The 14,751-nt window shown below is 37.8% G+C and carries 13 protein-coding genes and 1 riboswitch; of the genes, 12 read left to right on the top strand and 1 reads right to left on the bottom strand.

Features of this window, described 5'->3' with window-relative positions; genetic code table 11:
- The first annotated feature begins 90 nt into the window (after window positions 1-90).
- The 9 genes from BJ095_RS00970 to BJ095_RS00930 all read left to right on the top strand — a co-directional run bounded on the left by BJ095_RS00970 (window position 91) and on the right by BJ095_RS00930 (window position 10,443).
- Window positions 91-504, top strand: a complete 414-nt coding sequence (locus BJ095_RS00970; protein WP_107934153.1) for a DUF350 domain-containing protein — start codon at window positions 91-93, stop codon at window positions 502-504.
- A gap of 579 nt (window positions 505-1,083) precedes the next feature.
- On the top strand, window positions 1,084-2,778 hold the full coding sequence (locus BJ095_RS00965; RefSeq protein ID WP_107934151.1) for a long-chain-fatty-acid--CoA ligase: 1,695 nt from the start codon (window positions 1,084-1,086) through the stop codon (window positions 2,776-2,778).
- 177 nt (window positions 2,779-2,955) lie between these two features.
- A complete protein-coding gene (locus tag BJ095_RS00960) occupies window positions 2,956-3,537 on the top strand; it encodes a TetR/AcrR family transcriptional regulator (RefSeq protein WP_107934149.1) in 582 nt (193 codons plus the stop codon).
- 173 nt (window positions 3,538-3,710) lie between these two features.
- Window positions 3,711-4,484, top strand: coding sequence for an enoyl-CoA hydratase (locus BJ095_RS00955; RefSeq protein ID WP_107934147.1), 774 nt, complete (start codon window positions 3,711-3,713; stop codon window positions 4,482-4,484).
- A gap of 78 nt (window positions 4,485-4,562) precedes the next feature.
- The gene (locus tag BJ095_RS00950) at window positions 4,563-5,336 is read left to right on the top strand and encodes an electron transfer flavoprotein subunit beta/FixA family protein (RefSeq protein WP_107934145.1); all 774 of its coding nucleotides are present in this window, start codon (window positions 4,563-4,565) and stop codon (window positions 5,334-5,336) included.
- A gap of 30 nt (window positions 5,337-5,366) precedes the next feature.
- Complete coding sequence (locus BJ095_RS00945; RefSeq protein WP_107934143.1) at window positions 5,367-6,344, top strand: electron transfer flavoprotein subunit alpha/FixB family protein; 978 nt, start codon at window positions 5,367-5,369, stop codon at window positions 6,342-6,344.
- Between the two features lie 197 nt (window positions 6,345-6,541).
- Window positions 6,542-6,895: a thioredoxin gene (gene trxA / locus BJ095_RS00940; protein WP_268968839.1), complete on the top strand. Its 354-nt coding sequence runs from the start codon at window positions 6,542-6,544 to the stop codon at window positions 6,893-6,895.
- A 163-nt stretch (window positions 6,896-7,058) separates the two neighbouring features.
- Entirely contained in the window at window positions 7,059-8,849 is a 1,791-nt protein-coding gene (gene uvrC, locus BJ095_RS00935; RefSeq protein WP_107934141.1) for an excinuclease ABC subunit UvrC, read from the top strand.
- Between the two features lie 28 nt (window positions 8,850-8,877).
- Window positions 8,878-9,063, top strand: a riboswitch (Lysine riboswitch).
- A 156-nt stretch (window positions 9,064-9,219) separates the two neighbouring features.
- Window positions 9,220-10,443: an aspartate kinase gene (locus tag BJ095_RS00930; RefSeq protein ID WP_107934139.1), complete on the top strand. Its 1,224-nt coding sequence runs from the start codon at window positions 9,220-9,222 to the stop codon at window positions 10,441-10,443.
- A gap of 119 nt (window positions 10,444-10,562) precedes the next feature.
- On the opposite strand, the gene BJ095_RS00925 is transcribed toward BJ095_RS00930, so the two are convergent.
- Window positions 10,563-10,979 (bottom strand): YslB family protein, encoded by a 417-nt coding sequence (locus BJ095_RS00925; protein WP_107934137.1) that lies wholly within the window; start codon window positions 10,977-10,979, stop codon window positions 10,563-10,565.
- Between the two features lie 272 nt (window positions 10,980-11,251).
- Between BJ095_RS00925 and BJ095_RS00920 the strand changes: the two genes are divergently transcribed.
- The 3 genes from BJ095_RS00920 to sdhB are packed head-to-tail and all read left to right on the top strand — an operon-like array spanning window position 11,252 to window position 14,471.
- Complete coding sequence (locus BJ095_RS00920) at window positions 11,252-11,866, top strand: succinate dehydrogenase cytochrome b558 subunit (protein ID WP_107934135.1); 615 nt, start codon at window positions 11,252-11,254, stop codon at window positions 11,864-11,866.
- A 58-nt stretch (window positions 11,867-11,924) separates the two neighbouring features.
- Window positions 11,925-13,670 (top strand): succinate dehydrogenase flavoprotein subunit, encoded by a 1,746-nt coding sequence (gene sdhA, locus BJ095_RS00915; RefSeq protein WP_107934133.1) that lies wholly within the window; start codon window positions 11,925-11,927, stop codon window positions 13,668-13,670.
- Window positions 13,671-13,691: 21 nt separating this feature from the next.
- Window positions 13,692-14,471, top strand: coding sequence for a succinate dehydrogenase iron-sulfur subunit (sdhB, locus tag BJ095_RS00910; RefSeq protein ID WP_107934131.1), 780 nt, complete (start codon window positions 13,692-13,694; stop codon window positions 14,469-14,471).
- The last annotated feature ends 280 nt before the right edge of the window (window positions 14,472-14,751 follow it).

The following is a 14,751-nucleotide window of genomic DNA, read 5'->3' as shown; positions in this document are numbered from 1 at the left end:
AGAAAATGAATTTTACCCGAGTATACTCGGGTAAAATCTCAAAAGAAATTTGCTATTCACATTAGATAGGTGAAAAAGGAGTTGACTTTATTGCTAGATTCGAAGTTTTGGCAACATCCTTTAGTCGAAACAGCCGGTTACTTTAGTGTAGTGGTGCTTTGTTTAATCGTTTCGATGGTAATATTCGAGCTTGTAACAAAGTATAAAAACTGGGAAGAGATAAAGAAGGGGAATGTTGCTGTAGCCCTTGCAACAGGCGGTAAAATTCTAGGTATATGTAATATTTTCAGATACTCTATTGAACGACACTCTACTTTGCTAGAAATGATTGGGTGGGGCTTATTTGGATTTACTTTGTTAATCTTTGCTTACCTATTATTTGAATTTTTAACACCTCGTTTTAAAGTAGACGAAGAAATTGAAAACGAAAATCGTTCAGTCGGTTTTATTTCCTTCACAATTTCACTCGGACTCTCCTTTGTAATCGGTGCAAGTATATTGTAGGAGCATAGATATGGAAAAATTAGCGAAAGTATTAATCGTAGTTTGTATATTATTTGTACTCGTAGGAATCTATTATTTAACAACTCTATAAGATTTTTTTGAAAGGCAAGTAGATGCTCGAGGTCTACTTGTCTTTTTTATTAGTTTGGCTGTGAGTGGATAAAGCAAGGGAAGTGGGATACTGGTATTTGTCAATGAGCATTGGGGTTCGCGATAAAAGGGGGGCTATTGTAGTGAAAATAAGCGGAGATTTTTCGGTTATTTGAAAAAATAGAGCTCGTTTTGAGGAGAATAAGTGAAATAAGACATAACCTAGTCGAACACTATCCTAATTAGCCCCTTAAAAGGAAAACTATGACATCACCTTCTACCTCAACCGTAAATCTGTTCCCCCTCCTACTTAAGAATCAACAAATTATATGGGAAATATGAATCTATTAAATATTGCACATAAATAGAATAAAATAGAATTTTCTAGCTAAAAATCGAAAGTTTTATAAAAATAGTTTGAAAGACCTTTCCTTTTGCATTATAATAATTGTAAGAATATTTAAAACATTGAACGAAGGGGAGTTGTTAATGACTGACAAGGTTTGGCTTTCCCAGTACCCTCAAGAAATACCACACAGCATGACTTACGAGAATGTTCCAGTCCAAAGCTTTTTAACTAGGGCGTATGAGAATTATCCTAGTAAGGTTGCGATACATTTCATGGGGAAAGATGTAACGTACAAGGAACTCTATGAATCTTCATTAAAATTTGCGAACTATTTGAGGCGTTTAGGTGTTGAAAAGGGCGATCGAGTGGCTATTATGCTGCCGAACTGTCCGCAATCTGTTATTGCCTACTATGGTACCTTATATGCTGGTGGTATCGTCGTTCAAACAAATCCACTTTATACTGAACGTGAGCTTCAATATCAAATGACCGATGCAGGCGTAAAAGTTATTTTAGCTATGGATATTCTATATCCACGCATTACAAAAGTATTAAAGGACACAAAAATTGAAAACGTTATCATTACAGGAATAAAGGATTATTTACCCTTCCCTAAAAACCTTGTGTATCCATTTATCCAGAAAAAACAATATGGATTTAGTGTAAAGGTAGAGCATAAGGGACTAACGCATTTATTTACTGAAATTTTGCGTACTAGCGAGCAAACACCTATTCAGCTAGAGGAGTTCGATATCGCAGAGGAAATCGCACTTTTACAATATACAGGAGGCACAACTGGATCTCCAAAGGGTGTAATGCTGACGCATAAAAATTTAATTGCTAATACCAAAATGTGTGATGCATGGATGTACCAATGTAAAGATGGAGAGGAAATCCTTTTAGGTGTATTGCCATTTTTCCATGTATATGGAATGACAACGGTACTGCTTTTATCAGTTATGCAAGGGTTTAAAATGGTTTTACTGCCTAAATTTGATGTAGTGCAGGTTCTGAAAACGATTGAAAAACAGAAGCCTACACTTTTCCCAGGGGCACCGACAATGTACATTGGGTTGTTAAATCATCCTGATATAGGGAACTATGATTTGTCATCTATTAAAGCGTGTTTAAGTGGTTCCTCGCCTTTACCAGTGGATGTACAGCAAAAATTCGAAGCAGTTACAGGTGGGAAATTAGTTGAGGGATATGGGCTAACAGAGACATCTCCAGTAACACATGCTAATTTTATTTGGGAAAATCGTATTACTGGTTCAATCGGTGTACCTTGGCCAGATACGGAGGCTGCTATTATCAAATCGTCAGAGGGAGAGCTTTTACCGCCAGGTGAGGTAGGAGAAATTGCTGTGAAGGGTCCACAAGTTATGAAAGGCTACTGGAATCGTCCAGAGGAGACGGCTATGACATTTGTGGATGGTTGGTTTTTAACAGGTGATTTAGGCTATATGGACGATAAAGGCTATTTTTATGTAGTTGATCGCAAGAAGGATATGATTATTGCTGGAGGCTTTAATATTTACCCAAGGGAAGTCGAGGAAGTGCTTTATGAGCATGAAGCAATTTTGGAATGTGTAGTTGCAGGTATACCTGATCCGTATCGCGGAGAAACTGTTAAGGCTTATGTTGTGGTACGTGAAGGAAAAACAGTGACAGAAGAAGAATTAAACAAATACTGTCGTGAAAACCTGGCATCCTACAAAGTGCCACGTCATTACGAGTTCCGCAAAGAATTGCCGAAGACCGCAGTAGGGAAAATTTTAAGGCGTACATTAATTGAAGAAGAAAAACAAAAAAATGCTGAGTTACAAGCAAAATAATTTAGTACAATGATTGACAGAATCTTTATTAAATTATAATATGAAAATATGAATGAATCATCATTCATATTTTCGTATTTTTTTTAGGCAAAATTATTTTGTCTAGTCGAAAATACAGGTGAAGGCTTATTGAGACTCGAAAAACAATAAGCCAAGTTTTTAACGGTGGTGAACAGCATGAAACGAGATAAACCCAAATATAAACAAATAATCGATGCTGCTGTAATTGCAATTGCAGAAAACGGCTATCATCAAGCGCAAATTTCTAAAATTGCAAAGCAAGCAGGTGTTGCAGACGGAACAATCTACTTATATTTCAAAAATAAAGAAGATATTTTGATTTCTGTCTTTCAAGAAAAAATGGGTGTCTTCGTAGAATCTCTACAAGAAATCATTAAAAACGGTGAGTCATCTACTGACAAATTATCACAAATGATTGATAACCATTTTAATGTTTTAGCAAATGATCGCCACCTTGCAACAGTGACGCAATTAGAGTTAAGGCAGTCAAATAAAGATCTCAGGTTGAAGATTAACTCCATTTTAAAAGAGTATTTGAAGCTGCTTGACGAGATTCTAATCGAGGGTATGTTTAAAGGAGAGTTTAATTCTACTATGGATGTAAGAATTGCTCGACAAATGGTATTTGGAACAATTGATGAAACGATCACAAGCTGGGTCATGAATGAGTTCAGATACGATTTAATAGAGACGGCGCCGAAAGTAAGGCATATGCTGTTAAATGGTTTAAAAGGTTAACAAAGCTTCAAACTTCATATATTTAGGCTGAAGCTTTGTCGAAGCCTTGCGCTTCTTGAATAGATTCTATGAGGCAATATCCTTTCAGGTACGAGAATTTAAAATTCTCATATCTGAATAAGACTTATCACTAGGGGTTAACGATAAGTAAGTTTTTTAAAGGGAGTGGGAGAATGGAATTTCTAAGTTGGAAAGTTGAAGAAGGGGTAGCAATTGTAACAATTCAACGACCTCCTGCAAACGCATTATCACGTGGCTTAATCTTAGAAGTAGATGAGATGTTAAGTACAGTCGAAAATGATGATGCAATTCGTGTGATAGTTCTTCACGGCGAAGGGCGCTTCTTCTCTGCTGGTGCTGATATTAAAGAATTTACCGAGGTTTCATCAGGTGAAGAATTCTCTAAATTAGCGTCTAGTGGTCAAAAAGTTTTTGAACGATTAGAAACGTTCTCTAAACCAGTGATTGCTGCGATTCATGGAGCTGCTTTAGGTGGTGGCTTAGAGCTTGCGATGGCCTGTCATATTCGTTATGTTTCAGAGGATGCGAAGTTAGGCTTACCTGAGCTTCAGCTAGGACTGATTCCTGGTTTTGCAGGAACACAAAGATTACCTCGTTATGTAGGGGTAGCAAAAGCAGCAGAAATGCTCTTTACAAGCGAACCAATTTCAGGAGCAGAAGCAGTTCAAGCAGGTCTTGCAACTCGTGCATTCCCGGCTGAGGAGCTTCTAGCAAAATCCTTGGAGATTGCTAAAAAGATAGCTTTAAAGAGTCCAGTTACTTTAAAAGCAACTATTGATATGCTGCAGTTCGGTAAGCATCCAGCCTATTATGACGGAGTTAAGGCAGAAGCAGATAGCTTTGGTACTGTTTTTGAATCTCAGGATGCAAAAGAGGGTATTCAAGCATTCCTTGAAAAACGTATGCCTACCTTTACAGGGAAGTAATTTGTTAGTTTCATAGCAAAGCAAAATAAATCATAGATTGTACAAGCAATCTGATAATCGCATTGGGAGGTTAGTAATATGAACATTTTTGTATTAGTTAAACGTACATTTGACACTGAGGAAAAAATTGTTATTGCAAATGGCAAGATTCAAGAAGATGGTGCTGAATTTATCATTAATCCTTATGATGAGTATGCAATTGAAGAAGCGATTCAAGTGCGTGATGCCAAAGGCGGTAAAGTAACAGTAGTAACAATCGGTGGGGAAGATGCTGAGAAGCAGCTAAGAACAGCTCTAGCAATGGGTGCTGACGAAGCAGTACTTATCAATACAGAAGATGATTTAGATGAATTAGATCAATATTCTGCAGCTATTATTCTAGCAGAATATTTAAAAGATAAAGAGGTAGATTTAATTTTAGCTGGTAATGTTGCAATTGATGGCGGTACTGGTCAAGTTGGTCCACGTGTTGCAGACTTACTAGGTATTAACTATGTAACAACAATTACTGATTTAGAGATTGATGGTACAAATGTGAAGATTGTTCGTGATATCGAAGGGGATTCTGAGGTTATCGAAACTTCTTTACCGTTATTAGTGACAGCTCAACAAGGGTTAAACGAACCACGCTATCCATCTCTTCCAGGGATTATGAAAGCGAAGAAGAAACCGCTTGCAGAGCTTGAACTAGATGATTTAGATCTTGATGAGGACGATGTAGAAGTGAAAATCGAGATTGTGGATATTTTCTTACCACCTCAAAAAGCAGCTGGTCGTGTATTAGAAGGAGAGCTTTCACAACAAGTGAAGGAACTAGTTAACTTACTTCATTCAGAGGCAAAAGTAGTCTAAAGAAAAAAGACGGTAACGGAGGGATTTCAAATGGCAAACAAAGTATTAGTATTAGGCGAAGTTCGTGATGGTGTTTTACGTAATGTTTCATTTGAAGCAGTAGCTGCAGCAAAGCAAATTGCTGATGGTGGCGAGGTTGTAGGTGTATTACTTGGTGATAGTGTCACGCAGCTAGCAAACGAGTTAATTACTTATGGTGCAGATCGAGTGGTAACTGTAGAGCATCCACATTTAAAAGCATATACATCAGATGGCTATAGCCAAGCATTCTTAGCGGTTTATGAGCAAGAAAAACCAGAGGGTGTTGTATTTGGTCATACATCTTTAGGGAAAGACTTATCTCCTAAATTAGCTTCAAAATTAAAATCTGGTCTAATTTCAGATGTTACAGAAATTGAAGGCTCAGGAGAAGATGCAGTTTTCGTTCGTCCGATTTATTCTGGTAAAGCATTTGAAAAAGTAAAAATTAAAGACGGTGTAATATTTGTGACGATTCGTCCGAACAACATTAAGCCTTTAGATAAAAATGCAAGCCTAACTGGTGATGTGGCTTCTATCTCAGTGGATGTACAAAATTTACGTACAATCATTAAAGATGTAGTTCGTAAAGCAACTACTGGTGTAGATTTATCGGAAGCGAAAGTTGTTGTAGCTGGTGGGCGTGGTGTGAAATCTTCTGAAGGATTCGAGCCTTTAAAAGAACTTGCCAACCTACTTGGTGGTGCTGTAGGTGCTTCACGTGGAGCATGTGATGCTGATTACTGTGATTATTCACTACAAATCGGACAAACAGGTAAAGTTGTAACACCTGACCTATATATTGCAGCAGGAATTTCTGGAGCAATCCAGCATTTAGCTGGTATGTCGAATTCTAAAGTAATCGTTGCGATTAACAAGGATCCAGAAGCAAATATCTTCAAAGTAGCTGACTATGGAATTGTTGGCGATTTATTTGAAGTAATTCCAATGCTTATTGAAGAGTTTAAAGCGTTAAAAGTAAATTCTTAATGGATAGATACCTTGAAACCTTGCCAAAATATTGGTGAGGTTTTTTGGTATTCAAATATATCCGACCTTGCAAGAACTGAATTTCCCCATAATAATTTCAAACTCCTTCTATTTTTTTCGTTAAGATTATAAAAGAATTGTAAATTTTATGGGTCATTTTCAGTTCACTTTACTATCTCAAAAATTTCTATCGTGATATACTACATTCAGATGTTAGATTTAAGGAGGCTATTAAAATGGCAATTGTACATGTAACAGATCAAAACTTTTCGGAAGAAATCGCTTCAGGCGTTGTATTAGTAGATTTTTGGGCTACTTGGTGCGGACCATGTAAAATGATCGCTCCAGTATTAGAAGAAATCGATTCTGAAATTGGTGACCAAGTTAAAATCGCGAAATTAGATGTAGACAACAACCAAGCAACTGCTGCTGAATATCAAGTAATGTCAATTCCAACATTATTATTATTCAAAGACGGCGAACTTAAAGCAAAAACAGTTGGTTTCCAGCCGAAAGAAGCTTTAATCGAATTCATTAACGAAAACCAATAATAGAGTATCCCAAAAGCTTACATGCTTTTGGGATGTTTTTTGTTTAGGAGCCTGTTAAATGTGGATAATGCAAAATCAAAATCGTCACATTGGACAGTAAACAATCGCGTAAACCTCTTTAAATCCGATATAATAGAGAAAATAGCTCGTAAGGGTGAGATAGATGAATGATACAATTCAAAATAAATTAGCCATATTACCAGATGAACCGGGCTGTTACTTAATGAAAGATCGTCAGGGCACGATTATTTATGTAGGTAAGGCAAAGGTGCTTAAAAACCGAGTACGCTCTTACTTCAATGGAACACATGATGGCAAAACACAACGATTAGTAAGTGAAATTGAAGACTTTGAATATATAGTTACATCAAGTGACCTAGAGGCGTTAATTTTAGAGCTGAATTTAATCAAGCTGCATGACCCGAAATACAACATTATGCTGACGGATGATAAGACCTACCCATATATCAAAATTACGAATGAAAAATATCCGCGCATATTAACAACACGAAAAGTGAAAAAAGATAAGGCGAAGTATTTCGGTCCTTATCCTAATGCTGGTGCAGCAAATGAAACACGCAAGCTCCTGGATCGGTTATATCCATTAAGAAAGTGTGCACGGCTTCCAGATCGTGTTTGCTTATACTACCATCTCGGTCAGTGTTTAGCTCCCTGTGTAAAAGACATTGAGCCAAAGATTTACGATGAAATGATTGAGGAAATCTCCAGGTTTTTAAATGGCGGATTCGAGGATGTAAAAGTAGATATTGAAAAGAAGATGCTTGAAGCAGCAGAGAATTTAGAATTTGAGCGGGCAAAAGAGTTTAGAGATCAAATTACCCATATTGAGACAGTGATGCAAAAACAGAAAATGGTAACAGGAGATCTATCGAACCGTGATGTGTTTGGTTACGCTGTTGAAAAAGGTTGGATGTGTGTTCAGGTATTCTTTGTCAGACAAGGAAAGTTAATCGAACGTGATGTATCGATTTTCCCGATTTATAGAGATTCTGAAGAGGAGTTTCTTACATTTGTCGGACGATTTTATGATATTCCAGAGCACATCAAGCCTAAGGAAATTTTCATTCCTTCTCAGATTGACAAAGCCCTTCTGGAAAAGTATCTCGACGTAAAGGTAATAATTCCTAAACGTGGCTCAAAAAAGGAACTTGTCGACTTGGCCATGAAAAATGCTCAAATTGGTATCCGCGAAAAATTCCAGCTGATTGAACGTCAAGAGGAACGTACCGTTGGAGCATGTGAAGCTCTGGGAGATGCTATGGAAATCAGCCCACCCCTTCGTATTGAAGCATTCGATAACAGTCATATGCATGGGACAGATGCTGTTTCAGCCATGGTCGTTTTTGTAGATGGGAAGCCTGCGAAGAAAGAATATCGAAAATATAAATTGCGTGAAACGGCGAAGCATGATGATTATGGCGCCATGCAAGAGGTTATTAGACGCAGATATACACGAGTTCTTAAAGAAGACTTGCCATTACCTGATCTAATCATTATCGATGGTGGGAAAGGTCAGATGGAGGTCGCACGAGAGGTTATTGAGGATGAATTAGGTTTATTCATACCTATAGCAGGACTTGCAAAGGACAATAAGCATAATACGTCCCAGCTATTATATGGTGACCCTCCAGTGCCAATCGAGATGAAAAGAACAAGCGATGGCTTTTATTTACTGCAAAGAATTCAAGATGAGGTCCATCGTTTCGCTATTACATTTTTACGTCAGCAGCATCAAACCCATGCGATTCAGTCTGTATTAGACGAAATTGAAGGAGTAGGACCAAAACGGAAGCAACAGCTTCTAAAGCATTTTGGCTCTATTAAGAAAATTAAAGAGTCATCTGTAGAAGAGCTGATGAAGGCACAAATTCCAAGTGCAACAGCAACAGCCATCTATAATCACTTCCACAAAGATTCGTTGTCAACAGAATAATTGTATGATAATGTTAATTTAATAGTTATAACAAGATAGAGGTGCAAGCTGCATTAGTAGACTTTCTGGAGGATGGGCAAATCCGTTGATAGAAGTTGAAAGGGTCCCTTGCCGAAGTGATAAATCCATTGCCTAGATTTATTTGCTGGTTTTGCATTGAAGAAATGCAAGATTGTCAGAATCAAATACAGGGTTCTGGAGGGCTATCTCTGAACGTTCCGTAACGATAGGTTTGTGCTGAGACAGTTTTTCACGCTTTGTGGAAGACTGTCTTTTTTGTATTCTAAAGCGGGTAATAGTGAAATGAATTATCTGAATAGAAAAACTATTGACCTTGAAGAAAAATGCCTTTGAAAAGGAGAGTGGTTTTATGCCAAGCATTGTAGTGAAAATTGATAGTACTTCTCTTGCAACACCAGAGAAAATTGAACAAATTGCAGATAGTTTAATAGAACAAAAAAACGCTGGCAACCAAATCGTTGCAGTTGTTCCAGCACTAGAAACTTTAGAGGATAGACTGCTACCATATTCCCAAATCTTATCGGACAATCCTTCTGATAGAGAGCTCCATGCACTCAATGCTTTAAATAGCCAGGTGGCAATTAGTTTACTAGCAATTTCCTTAGAAAAGAAGGGTGCAAAAGCGAAATCTCTAAATGGATGGCAAGCCGGGATTGAAGTAACTGAGTCCAATCAAAACGTTTTGATAGATGGTATCCAACATGAGTATATACTAGAACACTTAAACAACGATGAAATTGTAGTTGTTGCGGGTTCGCAAGGAATTAATCGAAATCGTGATATTCTATCGATGGGTGAGGGAGGAACAGAAACAACAGCTGTCGCTATCGGAGCAGCAATTGATGCAGAACAAGTCGAAATCTTAACGGTTCGAGATGGAATTTACACTGCTGATTCTGCAGTGGTTAACCAAGCAAGAAAGCTAAAGCAAATCACTTATGATGAGTTGCTAGAGCTTGCAAATCTTGGCTCCTATTCAATTCACCCCCGTGCAGTGGAGCTTGCGAAAATAGTTGAAATGCCATTACTTGTACGCTCAAGTACAGGAAACCAAGAAGGTACATTGATAAAGGGAGAGATTGACATGGAGAAAAATTTAATTGTTCGTGGGGTAGCATATGAAGCAGATATAATTCGCTTAACAGTCGGTTATGATTCATATGAACAATCGTCTCTTTCTGATATCTTTACTACACTTGCAGAACATAAAATTGATGTGGATATCATTGTGCAGGCTGTAATTGATGGGGTGAAGCCAACTGTTTCTTTTTCAATTGCAAAAGAAGACTTTGCAGAGGCTTTAAAAGTATTGGAAAAGAACAAGCCTGTGCTAGGATTTAGCTTTGCCGACTTTGAGGTAGGATTAGCCAAGGTTTCAATCGTTGGTGCGGGAATGGTTTCGAATCCGGGTGTAGCTGCTCGAATGTTTGACCGATTATGTAAAGAGAAAATCCTAGTTAAAATGGTTAGTACTTCGGAAATTAAAGTTTCTGTTGTCGTACCACAGGATGAAATGGTAAGAGCTGCAAATGTATTACACGATGAGTTTAATCTAGAAGAAGCGCTAGTATAGTGACGATGTAAAAAGCCAATTCTTGTGAGAACTCATTTTACAAGAATTGGCTTTTATATTTATATAGAAGAAGTATTTATTAATAATGGGTAGAAGTTGAAAAATTAGCAATTTTTCCCTTACTGTATTTTCTCTTTTGGGTCCCATTTTACCGTAAAGGTGATTTGGTGTTGTTTTTCATCTTTTTCGTCATAGCACTCAGTTAAGTAGCCATTTATGGATTGGATTTGTTGGGCGATAAATCCCGCTTCAATCCTAAAAGAGCGTTCTGTAATTTTTAATAAATCGACATCATTTGAAAGTTGAAAAATATAGCCATCCTTTTCTTCCTCTGTTAAAGTTAAAATGCCCCAGCCTGCATCTTGGAAAAACGAGATGATGAGCTGGATATCCATACAGGGGAATTTTCTTGCTAAGTCCTTACCAGCCCAGTAAAGTACATCTTTTTCATGTTTTCCTAAGATTGTTGGGAGTAAGTAGTCCCGCAAAATATCATATCCAAATACTGGGATAGTTTTGTTCTCCATTGATGTCATTTTAAAAATACCTCTTTCTTATTTTTCTTGTTTAAGCTTAAATTAACAAAAAATTTTAGATAACTAGAAAGTTTCCACCTAAATTAGAATAATTATTCTTTAAAAGGAAGTATAAAAAATCGGAAGCTACCTTGACGCTTGTACTACTTGAGAGTACAATGGACATGTCATAATATTGTACCATTATGAAATACACAGTCAATGAAGGATCCTTTACAAAATGGTGACGATATTGTCATGCGTATTTAAAAGTACTGAGGGGGGTAATAGTCTTGTCAAAAAATCATGAGTTTTACTGGAGACGCTTACATTCACTGCTAGGTGTAATTCCTGTAGGTCTGTTCTTAGTGTTCCACTTATCACTGAACTTTACTGCTACTGGTGGTGAAGACACTTACAATAATTCAGTTGGAATGATGGATTTAGTTCCACATTGGCTATTGTTAATTGTTGAATGGATTGTAATTTACATACCGATTTTATTCCACGGATTATATGGTCTGTATATTGCATTCACTGCTACACCAAACGTAAAACGCTTTGGTACATTCCGTAACTGGATGTTCGTATTACAACGTTTTACAGGAGTATTCCTTGTAATTTTCATTGCTTGGCACATTTTCCAAACACGTATTCAAAAAGCACTTGGTGCAGAAGTTGAATTCGATATGATGGCAGAAATTGTTAGCAATCCAGCAATGTTAGCATTCTATATTGTAGGTATCTTATCTGCAACATTCCACTTAGCAAACGGTTTATGGTCATTCCTAGTGAGCTGGGGTATTACACAATCAGCAAGCGCACAAAAAGTTGCAACTTACGTAACAATGATCTTCTTCGTTCTATTAAGTATCGTTGGTATTGCTGCAATCCTAGCATTCGTATAATTACATTACTAGTATATCCAAACAGGTTATAGCAAATTAAGAGGAGTGAAGAGTAATCATGGCGAAAAGCAAAATCATCGTCGTAGGTGGCGGTTTAGCCGGTTTAATGGCTACGATGAAAGCTGCCGAAGAAGGCGCTGAAGTTGAATTATTCTCATTAGTTCCCGTAAAACGTTCACACTCTGTATGTGCACAGGGCGGAATTAATGGAGCTGTAAATACAAAAGGTGAAGGGGATTCTCCATGGATCCACTTTGATGATACTGTTTATGGTGGAGATTTCTTAGCAAACCAACCACCTGTAAAAGCAATGTGTGATGCTGCCCCTGGTATCATCCACTTATTCGACCGTATGGGTGTTATGTTCAACCGTACACCAGAAGGTCTTATTGACTTCCGTCGTTTCGGCGGTACATTAATGCACCGTACTGCATTCTCTGGTGCAACTACTGGTCAACAATTACTTTATGCATTGGACGAGCAGGTTCGTCGTTATGAAGTAGATGGCTTAGTTACGAAATACGAGCACTGGGAATTCCTTGGAGCTGTTCTTGATGATGAAGGACATTGCCGCGGTATCGTAGCTCAAGATATGAAAACTGAAGAAATCCAATCATTCCGCTCTGACGCTGTAATTATGGCAACAGGTGGTCCTGGTATCATCTTTGGTAAATCTACAAACTCAATTATTAACACTGGTTCTGCAGCATCAATTGTTTACCAACAAGGTGCAACTTATGCAAACGGTGAAATGATCCAAATTCACCCAACAGCGATTCCTGGAGACGACAAAAACCGTCTAATGTCAGAATCTGCACGTGGTGAAGGTGGTCGTATTTGGACTTACAAAGACGGTAAGCCTTGGTACTTCTTAGAAGAAAAATACCCAGCTTACGGTAACTTAGTACCTCGTGATATCGCGACACGTGAAATCTTCGACGTATGTGTAAACCAAAAATTAGGTGTTAACGGAGAAAACGTTGTATACCTAGATCTTTCTCACAAAGATCCACATGAGTTAGATGTAAAACTTGGTGGTATCATCGAAATCTACGAAAAATTCGTAGGGGATGACCCACGTAAATTACCAATGAAAATCTTCCCAGCAGTTCACTACTCAATGGGTGGTTTATGGGTAGATTACGATCAAATGACTGAAATTCCAGGCCTATTTGCTGCTGGTGAATGTGATTATTCACAACATGGTGCAAACCGTCTTGGAGCAAACTCATTACTTTCAGCGATTTATGGTGGTAGCGTAGCTGGACCAAACGCTGTGAAATATGTTAAAGGCTTAAAGAAACGTGCGGAAGATCTTCCACAATCTATCTTCGATGCTCGCATCCAGGAAGAACAAGAAAAATGGGATGCAATCATTAACTTGAACGGAACTGAAAACGCATACTTAATTCACAAAGAACTGGGTGAATTAATGACTGATAACGTAACAGTAGTACGTTACAATGATCGTCTTGAAGCAACTTACAACAAACTTACAGAATTACTACAACGTTGGGAAAACATCAACATCAACGACACGCAAAAATGGAGTAACCAAGGTGCCCACTTTACTCGTCAGTTGAAAAACATGTTATACCTTGCTCGTGTAATTACTAAAGGCGCACTTTTACGTAACGAATCTCGTGGAGCGCACTACAAGCCAGACTTCCCAGAACGTGATGATGAGAACTTCTTAAAAACAACAATGGCGAAGTTCAATCCACAAACTGGTGAACCTGAAATTTCTTATGCAGAAGTAGATGTTTCCCTAATTCCGCCACGTAAACGTGACTATTCTTCATAAACTTAAGGGAGGTCATTAATCATGACAACACCAGTAGAAACTGGAAGAACTGTTAAAATGGAAATCCTTCGTCAAGATACTGAAGGTGGCGCAACTCGTTGGGAAAAATTCGAAGTGCCTTATCGTCCTGGTATGAACGTGATCTCTGCCTTAATGGCAATTCAACAAAACCCTGTTACTTCTGACGGGAAAAATACGTCACCAGTAACTTGGGATATGAACTGTCTTGAAGAGGTATGTGGAGCTTGTTCTATGGTTATTAATGGTCGTCCACGTCAATCGTGTTCTACTCTAATTGACCAATTAGAGCAACCTATTCGTTTAGAGCCTATGAAAACTTTCCCTGTAGTACGTGACTTACAAGTTGACCGTAGCCGTATGTTCAACGCACTTAAAAAAGTTAAAGCTTGGGTGCCAATCGACGGAAGCTATGATTTAGGTGAAGGTCCTCGTATGCCGGAACGTAAACGTCAATGGGCTTACGAATTATCAAAATGTATGACTTGTGGTGTTTGTATGGAAGCATGTCCAAACGTATCTGAAGGTGCGTCATTTATCGGACCAGCTCCATTATCACAAGTACGTTTATTTAATACTCACCCAACAGGTGCTATGAATAAAGATGAACGTCTTGCAGAAATTATGGGAGATGGTGGCCTTGCAAACTGCGGTAACTCACAAAACTGTGTAGCTGCATGTCCAAAAGGTATTCCATTAACAACATCAATTGCAGCACTTAACCGTGAAACAACTGTACAAATGTTCCGTAACTTCTTCGGTTCAGACCATATGGTTGACTAATATATTATTAGTTTAATTAACAAGTATTAGTTTCTTCCTATATAAGAAAAGGGTATCTAAGTCATATTTGTGACTTTTAGATACCCTTTTTACGTTGTGCTGCATATGATAGGGCGATATAAAAATCTTCAGACCCTTAAAACACTTCTTCTAAAATGATTCCTATTCGCAAGATAAAGCATAAATGGATAGCTTAACGATTTTGTTTGTGAACCCTATACCAATTTTTGAGGATATCATTTCCATTACAGACTAAATTAGTAAGACAATCTCCTTTATC

It is taken from the genome of Ureibacillus chungkukjangi (genome assembly GCF_003217295.1).
GTDB classification, from domain to species: domain Bacteria; phylum Bacillota; class Bacilli; order Bacillales_A; family Planococcaceae; genus Ureibacillus; species Ureibacillus chungkukjangi.
Note: the sequence above shows the minus strand (reverse complement) of the source record. Positions and strands in the feature narration are given on the sequence as shown.